17 protein-coding genes are annotated in these 17,966 nt (G+C 69.5%); 12 read left to right on the forward strand and 5 right to left on the reverse strand.

The window, feature by feature from the left end:
• Positions 1-99: 99 nt before the first annotated feature.
• The gene (locus tag RJT68_RS01815; protein ID WP_407038677.1) at positions 100-447 is read right to left on the reverse strand and encodes a hypothetical protein; all 348 of its coding nucleotides are present in this window, start codon (positions 445-447) and stop codon (positions 100-102) included.
• A gap of 108 nt (positions 448-555) precedes the next feature.
• Here RJT68_RS01815 and RJT68_RS01820 point away from each other — a divergent pair, with 108 nt between their 5' ends.
• Genes RJT68_RS01820 through RJT68_RS01830 form a run of 3 tightly spaced genes read left to right on the forward strand, consistent with a single transcriptional unit; the run spans position 556 to position 4,271 of the window.
• Positions 556-1,917: an ethanolamine ammonia-lyase subunit EutB gene (locus RJT68_RS01820; protein WP_407038678.1), complete on the forward strand. Its 1,362-nt coding sequence runs from the start codon at positions 556-558 to the stop codon at positions 1,915-1,917.
• A 29-nt stretch (positions 1,918-1,946) separates the two neighbouring features.
• Complete coding sequence (gene eutC, locus RJT68_RS01825) at positions 1,947-2,738, forward strand: ethanolamine ammonia-lyase subunit EutC (RefSeq protein ID WP_407038679.1); 792 nt, start codon at positions 1,947-1,949, stop codon at positions 2,736-2,738.
• A 3-nt stretch (positions 2,739-2,741) separates the two neighbouring features.
• Positions 2,742-4,271, forward strand: a complete 1,530-nt coding sequence (locus tag RJT68_RS01830) for an ethanolamine ammonia-lyase reactivating factor EutA (RefSeq protein ID WP_407038680.1) — start codon at positions 2,742-2,744, stop codon at positions 4,269-4,271.
• A 111-nt stretch (positions 4,272-4,382) separates the two neighbouring features.
• Here RJT68_RS01830 and RJT68_RS01835 read toward each other — a convergent pair whose 3' ends face one another.
• Positions 4,383-5,519 (reverse strand): thiolase family protein, encoded by a 1,137-nt coding sequence (locus RJT68_RS01835; RefSeq protein WP_407038681.1) that lies wholly within the window; start codon positions 5,517-5,519, stop codon positions 4,383-4,385.
• Between the two features lie 186 nt (positions 5,520-5,705).
• Between RJT68_RS01835 and RJT68_RS01840 the strand changes: the two genes are divergently transcribed.
• Positions 5,706-6,557: a DUF5806 family protein gene (locus tag RJT68_RS01840; RefSeq protein ID WP_407038682.1), complete on the forward strand. Its 852-nt coding sequence runs from the start codon at positions 5,706-5,708 to the stop codon at positions 6,555-6,557.
• A 34-nt stretch (positions 6,558-6,591) separates the two neighbouring features.
• Here RJT68_RS01840 and RJT68_RS01845 read toward each other — a convergent pair whose 3' ends face one another.
• Positions 6,592-7,137 (reverse strand): DUF7529 family protein, encoded by a 546-nt coding sequence (locus RJT68_RS01845; protein ID WP_407038683.1) that lies wholly within the window; start codon positions 7,135-7,137, stop codon positions 6,592-6,594.
• Positions 7,138-7,310: 173 nt separating this feature from the next.
• Positions 7,311-8,066, reverse strand: coding sequence for a lipoyl protein ligase domain-containing protein (locus RJT68_RS01850; protein ID WP_407038684.1), 756 nt, complete (start codon positions 8,064-8,066; stop codon positions 7,311-7,313).
• 116 nt (positions 8,067-8,182) lie between these two features.
• Here RJT68_RS01850 and RJT68_RS01855 point away from each other — a divergent pair, with 116 nt between their 5' ends.
• The 8 genes from RJT68_RS01855 (at position 8,183) to RJT68_RS01890 (ending at position 17,562) form a co-directional block, all read left to right on the forward strand.
• The gene (locus RJT68_RS01855; protein ID WP_407038685.1) at positions 8,183-9,067 is read left to right on the forward strand and encodes a hypothetical protein; all 885 of its coding nucleotides are present in this window, start codon (positions 8,183-8,185) and stop codon (positions 9,065-9,067) included.
• An 806-nt stretch (positions 9,068-9,873) separates the two neighbouring features.
• On the forward strand, positions 9,874-10,407 hold the full coding sequence (locus RJT68_RS01860; RefSeq protein WP_407038686.1) for a PaaI family thioesterase: 534 nt from the start codon (positions 9,874-9,876) through the stop codon (positions 10,405-10,407).
• A 338-nt stretch (positions 10,408-10,745) separates the two neighbouring features.
• On the forward strand, positions 10,746-12,671 hold the full coding sequence (gene nosZ, locus RJT68_RS01865; protein ID WP_407038687.1) for a TAT-dependent nitrous-oxide reductase: 1,926 nt from the start codon (positions 10,746-10,748) through the stop codon (positions 12,669-12,671).
• 6 nt (positions 12,672-12,677) lie between these two features.
• Positions 12,678-13,586 carry a hypothetical protein gene (locus tag RJT68_RS01870; RefSeq protein ID WP_407038688.1) on the forward strand — a complete coding sequence of 303 codons (909 nt, stop codon included), beginning with the start codon at positions 12,678-12,680 and terminating at the stop codon, positions 13,584-13,586.
• Positions 13,583-14,974: a nitrous oxide reductase family maturation protein NosD gene (nosD, locus tag RJT68_RS01875; RefSeq protein WP_407038689.1), complete on the forward strand. Its 1,392-nt coding sequence runs from the start codon at positions 13,583-13,585 to the stop codon at positions 14,972-14,974. The genes RJT68_RS01870 and nosD overlap by 4 nt, the downstream gene beginning before the upstream one ends.
• Complete coding sequence (locus RJT68_RS01880; protein WP_407038690.1) at positions 14,955-15,986, forward strand: ABC transporter ATP-binding protein; 1,032 nt, start codon at positions 14,955-14,957, stop codon at positions 15,984-15,986. Before nosD ends, RJT68_RS01880 begins: the two co-directional genes overlap by 20 nt.
• Positions 15,983-16,945, forward strand: coding sequence for an ABC transporter permease (locus tag RJT68_RS01885; protein WP_407038691.1), 963 nt, complete (start codon positions 15,983-15,985; stop codon positions 16,943-16,945). The genes RJT68_RS01880 and RJT68_RS01885 overlap by 4 nt, the downstream gene beginning before the upstream one ends.
• Positions 16,942-17,562 (forward strand): nitrous oxide reductase accessory protein NosL, encoded by a 621-nt coding sequence (locus RJT68_RS01890; protein WP_407038692.1) that lies wholly within the window; start codon positions 16,942-16,944, stop codon positions 17,560-17,562. The genes RJT68_RS01885 and RJT68_RS01890 overlap by 4 nt, the downstream gene beginning before the upstream one ends.
• A gap of 93 nt (positions 17,563-17,655) precedes the next feature.
• Here RJT68_RS01890 and RJT68_RS01895 read toward each other — a convergent pair whose 3' ends face one another.
• A complete protein-coding gene (locus RJT68_RS01895; RefSeq protein WP_407038693.1) occupies positions 17,656-17,856 on the reverse strand; it encodes a hypothetical protein in 201 nt (66 codons plus the stop codon).
• Positions 17,857-17,966 lie beyond the last annotated feature (110 nt).

A 17,966-nucleotide genomic window follows, 5' to 3' on the forward strand; every position in this document is an offset into this window, starting at 1 on the left:
GAATTCCTTCCGCGGGCTATCCGTTCGTTCGTCGGCGACACCATCACCCTTCGCCTCCACACGTGAGCGCTTTTTGCGGGGGCGGGTCGCGATCGGAACTCAGGGATCGTTCAGCGGGCCCGGTCCGTCGTCGCGCTCTCGGTCCCGCCCGTCCCACTCGGTGAGGTCGTTCGCCTCCCCCTTCGAGGGGAGGACCGTGTCGTCGGCCCGAGACGGGTGGATGTTGAAGTTGTTCCCCCGGTAGGGGTCCTCCTCGGGATCGTAGGACAGTTCGCTGCGCTCGAAGAGGTAGGTGAAAAAGCCGAAGATGGGGACCAGGAACGTGATCGTCGCCCACTTTTTCCGCGGCATCCCGACCCGTCCGGCGTCGTAGTAGGCCACGCCGGTCAGCCCGAGGTGCCAGGCGAGCGGAATCCCGACGATCGCAGCCCACACGATGGTGCTCATTGCACCCAGTTGGGCCTCGAGCGTAGTAAATCGCCTGCACGAATTCTCCTCCGTCTGAACGCGCCCAAACCGTGATACCGTTTCCCGTCGTACGCCCCTTGATGTGCTATGTCAAGTCAACACATTCGGGGTGTCGACGGCGATCGGTTCGACTCGGTCGTCGAGGTGCTCGCGAAGGCGAACGAACCGAAAACGGGGGACCGGCTCGCGGGGATCGCCGCCGAGTCGGCCGCCGAGCGCGTCGCCGCCAAGCGAGCGCTCGCCGGGATGCGACTCGAGACGCTGCGGGAGAACCCGGCCGTTCCGGCCGACGAAGACGAGGTGACGCGGGTCATCCAGGAGGCGGTACGCGAACCGGTCTACGGGCGGATCAAGGAGTGGACGGTCGCCGACCTCCGCGAGTTTCTCGTCGCCCACGAGACGGGTGAGCGCGAGATCGCCGCGATTCGTTCCGGCCTCACGAGCGAGATGATCGCCGCGGTGACGAAGCTCATGTCCACCATGGACCTCGTGCTCGTCACCTCGAAGATGCGGGTCACGGCGCGCTGTACCAACACGATCGGCGAGGATGGAACCCTCTCGTTTCGACTGCAGCCGAACGACCCCACCGACGACGTCTCGAACATCGTCGACGCGATCGCCGAGGGGCTCTCCTACGGCGTCGGCGACGCCGTGATCGGCGTCAACCCCGTCGAGGACGGCGTCGAGACGACGACGCGGATTCTCGAGGCGACCCACGACGTCATCGAGGAGTGGGGGATACCCACGCAGAACTGCTGTCTCTCCCACGTGACCACCCAGATGGACGCGATCCGGGAGGGGGCGCCCGCTGATCTGCTCTTCCAGAGTCTCGCCGGCACCGAGGCCGGCAACGACGAGTTCGGCGTCGACGTCGACGTACTCGACGAGGCCCACGACCTCGCCCGGCGCCGATCCACCGCCGCGGGCCCGAACGTGATGTACTTCGAGACGGGGCAGGGCTCGGAACTCTCGGGCGACGCCCACCACGGCGTCGATCAGTTGACGCTCGAGGCCCGGTGTTACGGCCTCGCGAAGCGGTACGATCCGTTCATCGTCAACACCGTGGTCGGCTTCATCGGCCCCGAGTACCTCTACGACGGCCAGCAGGTGATCCGCGCGGGCCTGGAGGACGTGTTCATGGGCCAGCTCCACGGCATCTCGATGGGGATCGACGCCTGCTACACGAACCACATCCGGGCCGACCAGAACGATATCGAGACCCTCGCCGTCCTGCTCGCGGCGGCGGGGACGAACTACTTCATCACCGTCGCGATGGGCGACGACGTGATGCTCAACTACCAGTCGAACAGCTACCACGACGCCGCCGCCCTCTGGGAGATCTTCGACCTCGGCCCCGCCCCGGAGTTCCGCGCGTGGCTCGAGGAGGTGGACGTCTGGCGCGACGGCCGACTGACCGAGCGGGCGGGAGATCCGACGATCTTCGCCTGACGAACGCGAGCACGGACGATTACCTACCCATGTCACCCGATACCGATACCGATACCGACGCCGATACCGACCCGATCCCGAACCCGACCGACGACGCCGCACTCGAGCGAATCCGATCTCGACCCTCGAGGCTCGGCGTCGGTCGCGCCGGCCCCAGACCCACGACCGAGGCGCTCCTCGCGTTCCGCGCCGACCACGGCGTCGCCCGCGACGCGGTGCTCTCGAGCGTCGACGAGGCGGTGCTCGACGACCTCGACCTCGTCCGGCTCCGAAGCCGCGTCTCCGACAAGGACGAGTACCTCGCCCGCCCGGACCTCGGGCAGGACCTCGACGAGGAGAGCCTCGAGCGCCTCGAAGCGGAGTGTGCGGACGCGCCCGAGGTCCAGATCGTCGTCAGCGACGGTCTCTCCTCGACGGCGGTCGAGGCGAACGTTCCGGACCTTCTCCCCGCGCTGCGCGACGGCCTCGAGGCGCGCGGAATCTCGATCGGCACGCCGGTGTTCGTCGAATTCGGCCGCGTCGACGTGATGGACGCCGTCGGCGAGGAGCTCGGGGCCGACTGCGCGATCAACCTCATCGGGGAACGGCCGGGCCTCGCGACCGCCGAGAGCCTGAGCGCCTATCTGGTCTACGGCCCCGATCGGGGCGCGCCGACGGCGAAGAAGTCGGTCGTCTCGAACGTTCACGACGGTGGCCTCCCGCCGGTCGAGGCGGGCGCGGAACTCGCCGACCTCCTAGAAGGGATGCTCGAGAAGGAGGCGAGCGGCCTCGACCTCCGGGAGGACGACCGGGAGTTCGAAACCGGCGAAGCCGACGACTGAACCGTGGCGCCACCCTCCCCTCGCTCCCCCGAAACGCTCACCAGCGTCGGCGTCGACGTCGGGACGACCACGACCCACGCCGTCCTCAGTCGTCTCCGCGTCGAGACGCCGCCCGGTGGGGCGGCCAGCCCCGAGATCACCGACCGGGAGATCGTCCACCGCGGAGCCGTCCGCGAGACGCCCCTGCTAGACGCCCGGACCGTCGACGTCGATCGGGTCGCGGCGCTCGTCGAGGCCGAACTCGAAGCCGCGGGCGTCGCCGCGGCGGAGGTCGACACCGGCGCGGTCATCGTCACCGGCGAAACCGCCCGCCGGGAGAACGCCGAACCGCTCGCCCACCGCCTCGCCGCCGACGCGGGGCGGTTCGTGGCCGCGACCGCCGGCGCCGCGCTCGAGGCGGTGTTAGCCGGCCGGGGTTCCGGTGCGGCCGCGATCGCGGCCGAAACCGGCGGAACCGTGGCGAACGTCGACGTCGGCGGCGGGACGACGAACGTCGCGATCTTCGAGGGCGACCGGATCCGGGAGACGCGCTGTCTCGACGTCGGCGGCCGACTCGTGCGGTTCGACGACGGCGACGGAACCGGCGGTGGCGACGGCACCGGCAGCGGCGACCACCGCGTGACGTCGCTCTCCCCGCCGGTCGAAACGCTCCTCGAAACCGCGGCGATCGACCTCGACGGCGAGGGGGGCGATCTCGATTTCGCGGTCGGCGACGCGCCGACCGAGCGAGAGGTGCGGGCGCTCGCGGACGGGATGGCGGACCGGATCGTCGACCTGCTCGAGGGTCCGCCGTTCGACCCCGCGACGCGCGCCCTCGCGATCGGCGACTTCCCCGACGATCCCCTCGCGCTCGAGGCGGTCGTCTTCAGCGGCGGCGTCGGTCGGCTGATCGCCACGCCGCCGACCGATCCGCTCGCCTACGGCGACCTCGGCGGCCACCTCGCCGCCGCGCTCGCCCGCCACGAGGCCGTCCGCTCGTGGCCCGTTCGCGACCCCGTCGAGGACATCCGCGCCACCGTCGTCGGCGCGGGCGCCGACGCGACGACGCTGACCGGCCGGACGGTTTCGCTCGAACCGGCGGTGCTCCCCCTCCGCAACGTTCCCGTCGTCGCCGCGGCCGTGGCGGATGTGCCCGACGCGGAGTTGGAGGCCGCCTTCGGCGACGCCCTCGCTCGAGCGCGAACGGTGTACGATTCGGGTTCCGGTACCGGTACTGAAACCACCGCGGACGCCGTCGCCCTCTCGATCCCCGCCCTCGGCCCGCTCTCGTACGACCGCCTCGAGACGGTCGCGGACGCGCTCGCGAGCGCGCTCGAGTCCGCGTCGATCCCGTCCGACCTCGTAGTCGTCGTGGTCACCCGACAGAACTGCGCGAAGGCGCTCGGACAGGGCCTCGAGCGACGGAGCGACCACCCCGTCGTAGTGCTCGACGAACTGCGAGTCGACGACGGCGACTACCTCGACGTGGGCGAGCCGCTCGCGGCCCGGGGGAGCGTTCCGGTCGTGGTGAAGACGCTCGTCTTCGGGGCGTGAGCGCTCGACCTCGCGGCTTCGCCGTTCAAAAATCCGGTGTTCTCACCCACCGGGTGAACTCGCGGCGCTCACTCCACTCGCGACGAATCAGAAACGGCTAGATCGGCCGTTTCAGTTGACCTCGAACTCGATCGCCGCTCCCTGCCCGAAGCCGACGCAGAGCGTGGCGAGGCCGAGTCCGCCGCCGCGCTTTCCGAGTTCGTGGATCAGCGTGACGGGGAGGCGGGCGCCGGAGGCGCCGAGGGGGTGGCCGATGGCGATCGCGCCGCCGTTGACGTTGAAGATCTCGGGGTCGATGCCGAGCTCGTCGCGGGAGTAGACCGACTGGCTGGCGAACGCCTCGTTGAGTTCCACGAGGTCGTAGTCGTCGATGTCCCGGCCGTTGCGCTCGAGGAGGCCGCGGGTCGCCGGCACCGGGCCGATGCCCATCACGGTGGGATCGACGCCGGCGACGTTGTTCGCGCCGACCTCGGCGAGGACCTCGAGATCGTGCTCCTCGGCGAAGGATTCGCTGGTGACGAGGACGGCGGAAGCGCCGTCGGAGATCTGGGAGGCGTTGCCGGGCGTGACGGTGCCGTCGGACTTGAAGACGGTCGGGAGTTCGGCGAGTTTCTCCGCCGTGGTGCCGGGGCGCAGCCCCTCGTCCTCGGTGACGGTGCCGTCTTCGGTTTCGATCGGGACGATCTCGTCGTCGAAACGGCCCTCCTCGGTCGCCTCAACGGCACGCTGCTGACTGCGAGCGGCGTACTCGTCTTGCTCCTCGCGGCTGATACCGTACTCCTCGGCGACCTTCTCGGCGGTCATCCCCATCTGGAGTTCGCCGATGTTGTACATCTCGGCCAGCTTCGGGTGGAACTTCCCGCCGCTGCTGCCCATCGGAACGCGGCTCATGCTCTCGACGCCGCCGGCGATGATGGCGTCGCGGTTGCCCGCCGCGATGGCGTCCGAGGCCGAGATGACGGCCTGCATCGAGGAGGCGCACCAGCGGTTGATCGTCGTCGCGGGGACGCCCTCGCCCAGTTCGGAGAGGAGGGCGATGACGCGCGCGAGGTTGTTGTCCTGCTCGTCGCGCTGCTGGGCACACCCCCACATCAGGTCGTCGACGTCCTCGCCCGAGAGCCCCGTTTCGGCCAGGATTTCGTTAATCAGCGGCACCGAGAGGTCCTCGCTGCGAAGGTCGGCGTAGACGCCGTCCTCTTTCCCCTGTGGCGTGCGCACCGCCCGGACGATGACTGGTGTCTCTGTCATACGATACCGAAGAACCCTCACGAACTTAAATCCGCCAGAACTCCCAGGAATGCGCTCGGAGTTCACGTCGCACCCGCCGGCCGATTTCGACCGCCGTCAGCGACCGGACGACTCGGTCGCGGATCGACGTGAACGGCGGACGAATCGAGAACAATTCTTATCTCGAGGGTGTGGCAATAGGCGGCCATGAACGAGGACGGATCTCAGACGTCGGACGGGCTCGAGGGGTCGGAACGCCCCGAACGCGAGCGATCGACCGATGCGCCCGGCGAAGCGCGGCGTTCCGAGCCGAACGCCGACGACCGCAGCCCCGACGAGTCGGACGCCGACGGCGACCGCAGCCCCCCCGAATCGGAGTCGGGCGGCGATCGAGGGGCAGACGAGTCTACCGCCGCCATGGGGCGCACGGATCCCCCCGATGACGCGACCTCGAGTTCGACGGACGAAGCCCATCCGGCGCCGTTCGACGAGACCGACGCGTCGCCGCCGACCGACGCCGAGGGTCCGATGCCCGGCGTCCCGGATCCGGACCCGGAGGAGCGCGATATCCCCGAAGACGTGCGGAAGTACGCCCGGTTCAAGAAGATGGACGGGGCCCAGTACGAGCGGGTCAACGAGTTCCTCCGGGAGCGGACGTACGTCACCGCCCGCGAGTGGGCCATCGCCCGCCTCTGTTCCGACTTCCGGACCGAGACGGGCGTCGAGATGACCAAGATCGGCGAGAACCTGCCCGAACTCGTCCCCTTCATGACCGACACCTACACCCCCCAGGCGGTCAACCAGGCCCGCTCCTCCTTCGAGGAGAAGGTCAGGAAGGCCGGCGCGACCTTCCTCTATGGCGCCATGTGCGACTTCTTCACCGCCGAGGAACTCGACGACGTGATGTACGAGTCGACCGAGGTCGCCAAGTTCCTGCTCGAGGTCGAGGGCGTCGACCTCACCGTCGAGGAGGAACTCGAGGCCGAAGAGCGCATCTCGAGCGTGATGCGCGAGGTCCGCGAGGCGAGCAAGGAGCTGCGTGCCGAGGACCTCGAGTGAGCGAGCGCCGCGTTCGACGTCGAATCCCTGTCGATTACTCGAGGGCCGTCTCGCGGACGAACAGCGACGGATCGTCGTGGAAGAACACCACCCACCGGTCCTCCGACGTCGGCTGCGACGTCCCGTCGGACGCCGCGTCGGCCTCACCCTCGTCGACCGAGCCCGGGTGGACGTAGATCCGCAACTGCCCCTCCTCGAGCGCCGCCTCGAGCACGCCCCGTGCGCTCGAGATTTCGTAATAGAGGGGGACGAACACCGCGGTCTCGCTCTCCTCGTCGACCTCGACTGCCAGGGCGAGCTGGAGGTCCTCGAGCGCCCGGTAGTAGACTTCGGCCGCCCCGAAGGTGGCCTCCTCGCGGTCGACGGCGGCTTCGACGGCCTCGTACTCCGCGGGCGAGACGAGCACGGCGAGACCGGATCGCTCCTCGTCGTCGACCGGCGTCACGTCGACTGGTTCGACCGTCGTGACGTCCCAGCCGGCGTCCGCGTAGTCCTCGGCGATCGTCTCCGCGTCGCCGAGCAGCTCGAGCCAGGGGTTGACGTCCGAGAGGTCCGCCGCGGTCGTCGATTCGGTGGTCATCGCACCACCTCGAAGTCGGTGTCCATGCGGGAAGTCGGGGTGCCGAAAGAGAAAAAGATTGTCTCACGATTTTCGATAAATTTCGCGCTTTGTCCGCCTCCGTTCACTATTCGATTGATCGACGGACACGAAATCGTGACTGACGCTGAAATTGGCCGATTCCGGTCGCGCACTCAGTGAACGGGTTCGACGGTCACCGACTCCGGATCGACGTCCGGCCCGACGAGCGCGTTCTCCAGCGCCTCGCGGATCGCCGCCGGATCGCTCGCTCGACTCGAGCCGTCCGCGACTCCGTCGCCGTCGGCCACGCTGCCGACCGTCTCCGGATCGAGTGGAACCTCGAGCGCCCCGTAGACGGCCTCGAGCGCGGCCGCGAGTTCCCGGCGGTTGTCGACGACGAGCACGCCCGAGACGAGGGCGGCGTCGCTGCGCACGCGCTGGGCGACGCCCGCGACCTTCCGTCGACGACCGTCCGGATCGACGGTCGAGAGCGAGTGGGTTCCCGGGCAGAACGAGTCGGGCGGCTCGCCGCGCTCGAGTCGGATCGGTCGCCCGTCCGTCGCGGGGTCGGCCCCGAGTCCCCGGAGCGCCCGCTCGACGTCGGCCGTCAGCCGCTCGTACCGCTCGTCGGTCCCCCGCCGGAAGTCCGCGACGGGTTCGGCGCGGGCGAACGCGATCGTCGTCTCCCCGTCGTAGGCGACGGCCCGGCCGCCGACGCTGCGCTCGACGGGGGGAAAGCCTGCCTCGCGCGCGGCCTCGCGGGCGCGTTCGTACCCCTCGAGGCTCGCGTCCCGGCGCCCGAACGCGACCTGTCGGTGGGGGTGCCAGACCCGGACCGCGCGCTCGCCGTCGGCGGCCGACTCGAGCAGGCGCTCGGTCACCGCGCGGTCGGCGTCGACGGTCTCGGCGCGGCCGCGAAAGACGCGCATGGGTGGGCGGTAAGCGTCGAAGCGTCATAAGCGGTGGCGCCGCCGTTCGCCCTTACTCAGCCGCTCCGGGTCGAACGACGGGGCTAACACGCTCGAGAACTCACGGAGGGGTACGAATGGCCGTCACGCTCGACGAACGGGTGCTGGGGCGCTACCGGCGGTTCTCGCTGTACAACTCGCCGTACCCCGCCCACGACGCCGGCTGTGCGATCGACCTGTACCCGGGAACCCTCCGAACCGGCCGAACGACCGCCGCGCCGAGCCCCGTCTCGGGGACCGTCCTCGAGACGCGGACCGTCCGCGCGCCGCCGAAACCCTACGCGCCGGAGCACGATCACCTGATCCTGCTCGAGTGTGAGGACCCGAAGCCGCTCGAGGGACTGATCGCCCGCGTCCTCCACGTCGAGCCGTCGGTCGAAGCGGGCGACCGGGTGGAACGAGGGGACTCGCTGGGCCGCCTCGTCCGGGCGGGCTTCTTCGCCCCCTGGGTCGACAACCACCTCCACGTCGGCTTTCGGCGGCCCGACCAGAACCCCCACCGGGCGTCGGGGTCACTCCCGATCGACCTCGGGATCGATATCCGGCCGCTCGAGTGGGACGGGACGGGAGCGGTCGTCGAGACGGGGGAGACCTACGCCGTGCTCGACGCGCCCGCCCACCCGAACCCTGGCGAGGAGTTCGTCGGCATCCGCACCGACGACGGCGGCGTCCTCGACGGCGGCCTCCCCCACTACGACGGCGGTGGGGTCCACGGACGCTCGGCCCCGACGGGCGACGGCGTCGTCTCGCTGAACGGCGACCGCCTCGGCACCCTCGACGACGACGGGCGAACCGTCGCGTGGGACGACGTGACCGTCACCGCGAACGGCGACCCGATCACCGGCCTCTCGACCTTCTGCGCTCGAGACGGCGACTTCGGCGCGAAACTGATCTGCCCCGAGCGGTCGCTCGAGGTGGGTGAGCGGGTGCGGGTCCGCGTTCGGCCCTCGAGTTCTCGCTGACCCACGTCTGCGCTTCGTTTCGACTGCCATCTGGTTCGACCCATCTGCGATGTAGCTCACAGAAAGGATGATTGTTTCTCGTCGTTTCGTTCGAACTGCCAACCAACATGAACACGACGAAAGCCCTCACCACCCTCGAGCCCGCTCAGCCGGATACCCTCACTCCGTTCGGATAGGGGCGCCTGAGCGAACTCGACGGCAGCTCGCCCTTTCAGTCCGCCAGGTACCTGCCCTTCCCCGTTGAGCGAACGCTCCGCGTTCGCGATGCTCGGAAGACGCGAAGCGTCTTCCGTTGGGTCGCACGGCCCGCGCCGTAACGGCGCGGGCACGCGCTCCCGGCCATGGATCGCTGGCGCGCTGACGAGGCGGCCGACCAGCGGTGAGGCCGCCTCGTTCACTCGTGAGGGACGAGTGAACGAGCGAAGCGAGTGAACGAGTCGGTTGGGGAGGAAGAGGCTGTTTGGGCGGACTGAAAGGGGCCGGCCGGGTCGAGGAGGCTGGCGGCTGGTAGCACCGCAGGCCGAAGGCCGAGGAGCGCACGCCGTCAGTCGACTCGAGCCGGCCGGGGGCTTTCACCGTGTTATTGTCAGCAACTGGTCTACTAGCCATCACCTACCCACAATCCACATGAATTTGATAGTATCCCCCCCTATCTAACACACATCGCACCTCTGTCACTCGAGTGTGAAATCGCTCGTGCGGTGGTTCGAATAGGCCCGAAGCGTACGGCGAGGGGCGATAAACCGAAGACAACGTGTCGACCGAGAAGCACAGCGGTAAAGAACGTCGCTGGCCCACGACGGGACATGACGGACGACGCGGACGCGGACGAGTCGGACGCTCGAGCGCCGAACGGCGGCTTCCCCGACCTCGAGGGGGGCGATGACGTCGAGAGCCTCGAGGGGCTCCTCCAGCACTTCATCGACGAGCACCAGGAGTTCCTCTCGTGGCTCGGGACGCGCGTGGACCACGTCGGCGCGGGGACGATGACGCTCTCGATCCCCTACCACGACAAGTTGACCAACACGCGGCCGAACGCGCCGTCGGGCGAGCGGGCGGACCTCCACGGGGGCGTCGCCGCGACGCTCATCGACACCGTCGGCGGCCTCGCGCTCCGGACGGCGATGGACGACCCCTTCGGCGCCCGCATCGCGACGATCAACCTGAACGTCAACTACCTCCGGCCGGCGACGAACGACCTCGAGGCGACGGCGAACGTGATCCGCGTGGGTCGGAGCGTCGGCGTCAGCGAGATCACCGTCGAGAGCGCGGCCCCCGACGGCGAGCGGAAGGCGGTTGCGACGGGGCAGGGCGCGTATCGCGTCTTCCGTCCCGAGTAGTCGAGTCGAGGCGACGGTTCGCGATCGAACGAGGGTCTCCGGCGCTCGAGCGGCCGCTACGGCGCGCCGCGGAGCGTTGGAGGTGCGACCTCGGACGTCGCCCGCCCGCTGAAACGGGGCCGGATCCACCATCACATGTTTTCCCCGAACCGATTCGCCCTTTTTGCCACTCGGTAGGAATTGATAGTCCACCTATTAGCCGTCCCTTCTGAGGGTCACCTGTGACGAGGCGGTCGATCGACGCGTCCCGACGCGCCGGCGCCGCCGACTGTCAGCGTCACGCCGGCACAGCGTGATGACCGAACCGCGACCGCAGGTCGCACCGAAGACACAGACCAATGACCCACACCAACGATTCCGACTCCAGATCGACCGACACGAACCACCCAACCGACGCCGACGGCGGTGTCGACGTGGGGACGGACCGCGAGCCGCTGTTCGCGCGGATTCCCCGCCGGGACTTCATGAAGGCGGGAATGGCCGCGGGCGCGGTGGGCTCGCTGGCAGGTTGTACGAGCATCCTCAGCGGCGGCGACGACGAATCCGTCGCACTCGAGGACGTGAAGACGGACGTGAAGCCGGGCGAACTCGACGACTACTACGCGTTCCTCGGCGCCGGACAGTCGGGCGAAATATACGTCTACGGCGTCCCGTCGATGCGTCAGCTCTCGCGAATTCCGGTCTTCCAGGCCAACGCCGCCAACGGCTACGGCTACGACGATCGATCGCGCGAGATGCTCGAGGACGCGGGAGGCTACACGTGGGGCGACGCTCACCACCCGCGAATCAGTCAGACCGACAACGACTACGACGGTCGCTGGGCGTTCGTCAACGACAAGGCGAACGGTCGGATGGCCCGCGTCGACCTGAAGTACTTCGAGACCGACGCCATCGTCGACATTCCGAACCAGCAGGGGACCCACGGGGCCTGCTGCGTGCTGCCGGACACGAAGTACGTGATCGGCGTCGGCGAGTTCCGCGTCCCGATGCCGAACGACGGCCGCGACCTCGACGACCCCGACGCCTACACCTCCACGCTCGCCGCGATCGACCCCGAGTCGATGAACGTCGAGTGGGAGGTCCTGGTCGACGGGAACATGGACAACGGGGACGGCGGCAAGGAGGGGCGCTGGTTCTTCGCGACCGAGTACAACGGCGAGGAGGGCGTCACCGAGAGCGAGATGTCCGAATCCGACACCGACTGGGTGAAGGCCTTCGACATTCCGGCGATCGAGGAGGCCGTCGAGAACGGCGACTACGAGGAGATCGGCGGCGTTCCCGTCGTCGACGGCACTCGCGAGAGCTCGCTGAACGAGGGTGACAGGCCCGTCGTCCGGTACATCGAGGTCTCGAAGAGCCCCCACGGCGTCAGCGTCACGCCCGACGGGAAGTACGCGATCGCCAGCGGGAAGCTCGATCCGACCTGCTCGATCATCGACGTCGAGGCGCTGGGCGAGGTCGACGATCCCAACGAGGCGATCGTCGGCCGCCCGAGCCTCGGGAACGGGCCCCTGCACACGGCCTACGACGGCCGCGGCCACGCCTACACGACGCTGTTCATCGACTCGCAGGTCGTCAAGTGGGACATCGAAGCGGCCGTCGAGGCCGAGGAGGGCTCGGAGGACCCGGTCGTCGAGAAGATCGACGTCCACTACAACCCCGGCCACGTGATCGCCGCGGAGTCGTACACGGCCGATCCGTCCGGCGACTGGCTGATCTCGCTGAACAAGCTCTCGAAGGACCGATTCCTGAACGTGGGACCGATGAAGCCCGAGAACGACCAGCTGATCTACATCGGCGACGACGAGGCGGGGATGCAACTCGTGAAGGACACGCCCTCGTACGCCGAACCCCACGACGCCTCGATCGTCAAGGCGGACAAGATCGAACCGGCCACCGCCTACGATCCCGACGATTACGACGAGGAGTTCGTCGAGTCCGGGGACAGCGACATCGTCCGCGAGGACGGGCGCGTCCACGTGAAGATGACCGCACAGCGAAACGAGTTCGGCTTCCAGGACGTCACCGTCACGGAGGGCGACGAGGTGACGTTCACCGTCACGAACATCGAGGAGACGGACGACATCAGCCACTCGCTCGCGATCCCCGAGTACGACATCCACATCAAACTCGCGCCGCTGGAGACGCGCGAGGTGACGTTCACGGCGGATAAGCCGGGCGTCTACTGGATGTACTGCGCGTTCTTCTGCAGCGCGCTCCACATGGAGATGCGCTCGCGACTGCTCGTCGAACCCGCGGACTGATCCACCATGAAACCTTCACGCCTCACCCGGTTGACCGAGTTCAGACGCGCCCTCCCGCTACTCGCGGCCGCGCTCCTGTTGATAGCGCTGACGCTGCCGATGTGGCGGATCACGCTCACCGCCCCGCAGTACCCCGGTGAACCGTTGCCCGTGGAGGTATACGCCTACCCGCACCTCGGCGGGGAGTGGAAAGAGGTACAGGGGCTCAACAAGTACGCCGGGTTCTACTACCCGGACCCGGTCTACGTCGATCCGAACTACGAGGTTCAGGACCGGGCCATCGACACGCCAGAGTGGGTGCTCGGACCGGTCGTCTTCGTGGGTCTGGCGCTCGCTTCGGTCGTCACGTCCGTCCTTCCGACGGATCGAATCGAACGTGCGATCGCCGCACTGTTCGGCGGCGCCGTGGCGGTGTTCGCCACGATGGCCGCGATCATCCAGTACCGCCTCCACCAGGCGGGACACTCCCTCGATCCGGACGCGCCGCTGATGGGAATCGACCCGTTCACCCCGCCGATCCTCGGTTCGTACGAGGTTGCGAACATCAGCGGGACCGCCGGGCCGGGACCCGGCGGCGTCCTGGCCATCGGCGCGGTCGTCCTGCTGGGCGTCGCGTTCCACTACCGGGACTCGTCGGCGACGGTCACCGACCTCCCCGCGCTCGCGCGAGACGCGTGGCGGCGGCTCCGAGACCGCGTCGGACGCGGCGACTCGGACGATCGATCGGGTCCCGATCCGGACGATCGACCCCGCGTCGAGACGGACGGCGGTCGCCGGCCCGACGCCGGCGCCGCCCGCCCGAGCGACCGAGCCGACTCGAGCGTCCGAACCGACACCGACGACTCGAGCGGCGACGGCTCCGTTGCGGTTTACGACCGACATAGCGGCCCCCCATCGGACGGTGGTCCGCCGTGACCCTCCCCGAACGATACTTCGCGATCGCCGCCGCGGCGATCCTGGTCGCGTCGCTCCTCGGCGCGGTCGTCGCGGCCTCGAGCGGGGCGGACGATACCGAGAGCGTCGACGGCTGGCGCGCGGACGTTCCGGACCCCGAGGCGGCCGACGAGCCCTCGAGCGACGGCGTCGCGACGGTCGACGGCCGGGAGTTCGACTCGGTGCAGGCGGCCGTCGACGCGGCCGATCCGGGTGACGAGATCCGGCTCGAAGGGCGGTTCGACGAGCGCGTGACCGTCGACACGCCGGGCGTGACACTCGAGGCGCGCGAGCGCGACGGCGCGCTGATCGACGGCGGCGGCGAGGGAACCGTCATCGAGGTCGCAGCCGACGACGTCACCGTCGAGGGTGTGTGGGTCCGGAACTCGGGACCGGAGCGGGGCGAGGAGGACAGCGGGATCTACGTCAACGGTTCGGACGCGACGGTGTCGTCGCTGCGGGCGACCGACGTCACCTTCGGCGTCTACCTCCGCGGCGCGGAGGCGACGACCGTCGAGGATTCGCTCGTGGCCGGACGCTCGGACCTCGACCAGGACGAGCGCGGTAACGGGATCCACCTCTGGGAGGCCAACGAGACCCGACTCGAGAACAACTCGATCCGAACGGTCAGGGACGGCATCTACTACCAGTGGGCGAAGAACGTCGTCGCCGAGGGGAACGCCATGTGGGAGATGCGCTACGGGGTCCACTACATGTACTCCGAATCGAATCACCTCGAGGACAACGTCGCCTTCGACAACGACATCGGCTACGCGCTGATGGTCTCGTCGGACATCTCGATGGTGAACAACACCGCCGCGAACAACGACGGTCCGAGCGGCCACGGCATCCAACTCAAGGACATCGAGGACAGCGAAATCGTCGGCAACGACGTCGTGGGTAACGGCAACGGACTGTACGTCTACAACGCGCAGGACAACCGCCTCGCCGACAACCTCGTCCTCGAGAACGACGTCGGGGTCCACGTCACGGCGGGCAGCGAGAGCGAGGTCGTCTCGGGCAACAGCTTCGTCGGGAACGACGAGGCCGCGTTCGCGGAGACGAACTCGCAGGCCCACTGGAACGAGTCCGACCGGGGCAACTACTGGTCGGACGCGAGCGCCGCGGACCTCGACGGCGACGGCGTGAGCGAGGCCCGCCACCAGCCCGCCGGCTCCGTCGAACGGCTGGTCCGCGACGAACCGCGGGCGGCCGTCTTCGCGGAGAGCCCGGCGTTCGACGCCGTCCGGCTGGCAGAGAGCTCGTTCCCGGTCCTCGAGTCGCCCGGGATCGTCGACAACCACCCGCTCGCCGAATCGCCCCACGACCACTGGCGGTCCTACTACGACGATGAACATCACGATCACTGACGTCCACAAGCGGTACGGCGACGTCGTCGCCCTCGACGGCCCCTCCTTCGAGGTACCGTCGGGGTCGACGTTCGGCGTCCTCGGAACGAACGGCGCGGGAAAGACGACCCTGTTCGAACTGCTGGTCGGCCACGACCGGCCAGACGCGGGTCGAATCGAAGTCGGCGGCCTCGACGTCGAGGAGGCGGGCCACCGCGTGCGCGAGCGCGTCGGCTTCCTGCCCGAACACAGCGGCTTCCCGCCGTCGATGACCGGCCGCGAGGTGCTGTCGGTCCACGCCCGCATCCGCGGCCTCGAGAACCGCGCCGAGCGCATCGAGGAGTGCCTCGAGCTCGTCGGTCTGGCGGAGGCCGCCGACCGGCGCGTCTCGGGCTACTCGAACGGGATGGGGCGCCGGCTCGGCCTGGCGTCCGTCCTGCTCTCCCGGCCGCCGGTGCTCGTCCTCGACGAGCCCACGGCCGGCCTCGACCCGCGCGGAGTGACGGCGTTCCACCGGATCGTCGAGCGCATCGACCGCGAGACGGACGCCACGGTCGTCCTCTCCTCGCACGTCCTGAGCGAGGTCGAACGCCTCTGCGATGAGGTCGTCGTCCTCCAGGACGGCGAACTCCGCGCGGCCGGCACCGTCGACGAGCTTCGGCGCCGGGCCGGAAACGACCGCGTCACCGTCGCGGTCCACCCCGCGTCCGAGGACGACCGCCCCGAACTGCTCGAGGCCGTCCAGGGCCACGGCGACGTGGCGAGCGTCGGCAGCGCCCGCCGAACTACCGGCGACGGTGCGGGTGACGGCGCGCCCCTCGAGGTCGTCTGCGACCGCGAGGCGTCGTTCGACCTCGTCGCCGCGCTCGGCGAGGCGGACCGCCGCGACCTCGTCGACCGCTTCGAGGTCCGCGAGCCGGGCCTCGAGGCGGCGTTCCACGAGGTGCTCGACGACTCGAGCGTCCCGGGAAGCGCCGGGGCGGCCCGGGGAGAGAAACCGGACGCCGCAGCGACCGCGGAGGGATCGCGATGACCCGAGACCGGCGGCGGGACGACCGCTCGAGCCGACGGTCGGAACGGGCGACGCGATCCGACGGCGGCTACGAGGTCGTCGACGGCGGATCCGAGACGGTCCCTGGCGGCCACGAGGTGGCCGTCGGAGCGGCCCGCAGCGCCGATTCCGGGAGCGCGCTGGGACAGCTGTACGTCGTCGCCGAGACGGAGTACCGCCTCGCGGTCCGGAGCCGGTGGGCGGTCGCGGTCACCGCGCTCTTCGCCGCGTTCGCCCTCGGCCTGACGACGTTCAGCGGCTCCGACGCCAGCCCCGCCGGGTTCGAGCGCATCGTCGCGAGCCTCGCGGTCCTCGCGGTCTACCTCGTCCCGCTGGTCGCGCTCGCGTTCAGCTACGACGCGGTCGTCGGCCGCGAGGAGAGCGGCTGGCTGCAGGCCCTGTTCGCCCTGCCAGTCTCCCGGACGCGGGTCGTCCTGGGGACCGCCGTCGGCCGGGCGGTCGTCCTCGCGAGCGCGACGATCCTCGGCTTCGGGATCGCCGGCGCCCTGCTCCTGCTCGAGTACGGGTTCGACGGCTTCGAATCCTACGTGGGCTTCCTGCTCGGGACCGTGGGTCTCGGGCTCGCGTTCCTCTCCCTGGGCGTCCTCGCGTCGACGCTGGCGCGGGAGAAGACCCACGCGCTCGGCCTCGCCCTGCTCGCCTGGGCGTGGTTCGTGCTCGTCCACGACCTGCTCGCCCTCGGCGTGATCGCGGCGTTCGCCCCGCCCGACGCGGCCGTCACGGCGATGGTCCTCTCGAACCCGACGGGCGTCTTCCGGGCGCTCGCCCTCGGCGCGCTCGGGGCCAGCGGCGACGCCGGGTTCGCCGCGGTGCTCACCGAGGCGGGCCTCTCGACCGGCGCGCTCGTCGCCGCGCTCGTCGCCTGGATCGTCGTTCCGATCGCGCTCGCTGGCGCGGCCATCCGGAGGCGACGGCTATGAGCCGGAATCGGTGCCCCTCGAGCGAGCGCCGGCCGGCCGGTCGCGGATCGGAACCGACTCGACGGCGCGTCCTGTTCGGCGCGGGCGTCGCGGCGACCGCGGCGCTCGCGGGCTGCCTGGGCGAGGCCGACGACGGGCAGGCGGACGACCCCGCCGACCCGATCGACCTCTCCGACGGCCAGGAGTGCGACGTCTGCGGCATGGTGATCACCGAGCTCTACGGCCCCGCCGGACAGATCTTCTACGCCGACGGCGAACCCGAGGGCCGCGACGGTCCCGCGCGGTTCGACAGCGTCGCCGAACTCCTCGCGTACCGCGAGGAACGCGAGGCCCGCGGCTGGGAGGAACGGGCCGTCTTCGTCACCGACTACTCGAGCGTCGAGTACGACCTCGTGGAGGGCGACGAGGCGCTCCACGCCACGACGCACGCCGAGGCGGACGACTTCGCGGACGCGACCGACTGTCAGTTCGTCGTCGACAGCGAGGTCAAGGGAGCGATGGGGGACGACCACTTTCCGTTCTCCGACCCGGCGGACGCCGAGGCGTTCGCCGACGAGCACGGCGGCGAGGTCCTCGAGTGGGCGGAACTCTCGGCGGCGGACGCGGGTCGGGACTGACCGCCGTCCGGCGAGCGCGGATCGAACCCCGATCACTCTCGACGACGCGATTCGACCCCGCTCCGTCCCTCGTTCCCGCCGCTCGAGCGCACACTACGGCGAGACCTCGTTTTCCGCGCGGTCGCCGGGTGAGGCGTCCGCGGTCAGATTTCGAAGGGACGTCACCATGTACACCGTCACGAGGGCGGCCGCGAGGGCCTGTAACTCGGCGCGCACCATGAGGCCGTGCCAGAACGCGTACGCTCCGACGCAGATTCCGGCCAGGTGCGCGACGGCGAGGTATTTGTTCGTCATTCACCGTCACCGCGGTCGTTCGCCTCCGCTCGGCGACCGTTAGTCGACTCCGCCGGCCGAAATTCGATCGTTCTCATGCTCGTCTCTGGGCGCGGGTGGGTCAAGTACGC

Source organism: Halovalidus salilacus (assembly GCF_031852275.1).
Lineage (GTDB): Archaea > Halobacteriota > Halobacteria > Halobacteriales > Natrialbaceae > Halovalidus > Halovalidus salilacus.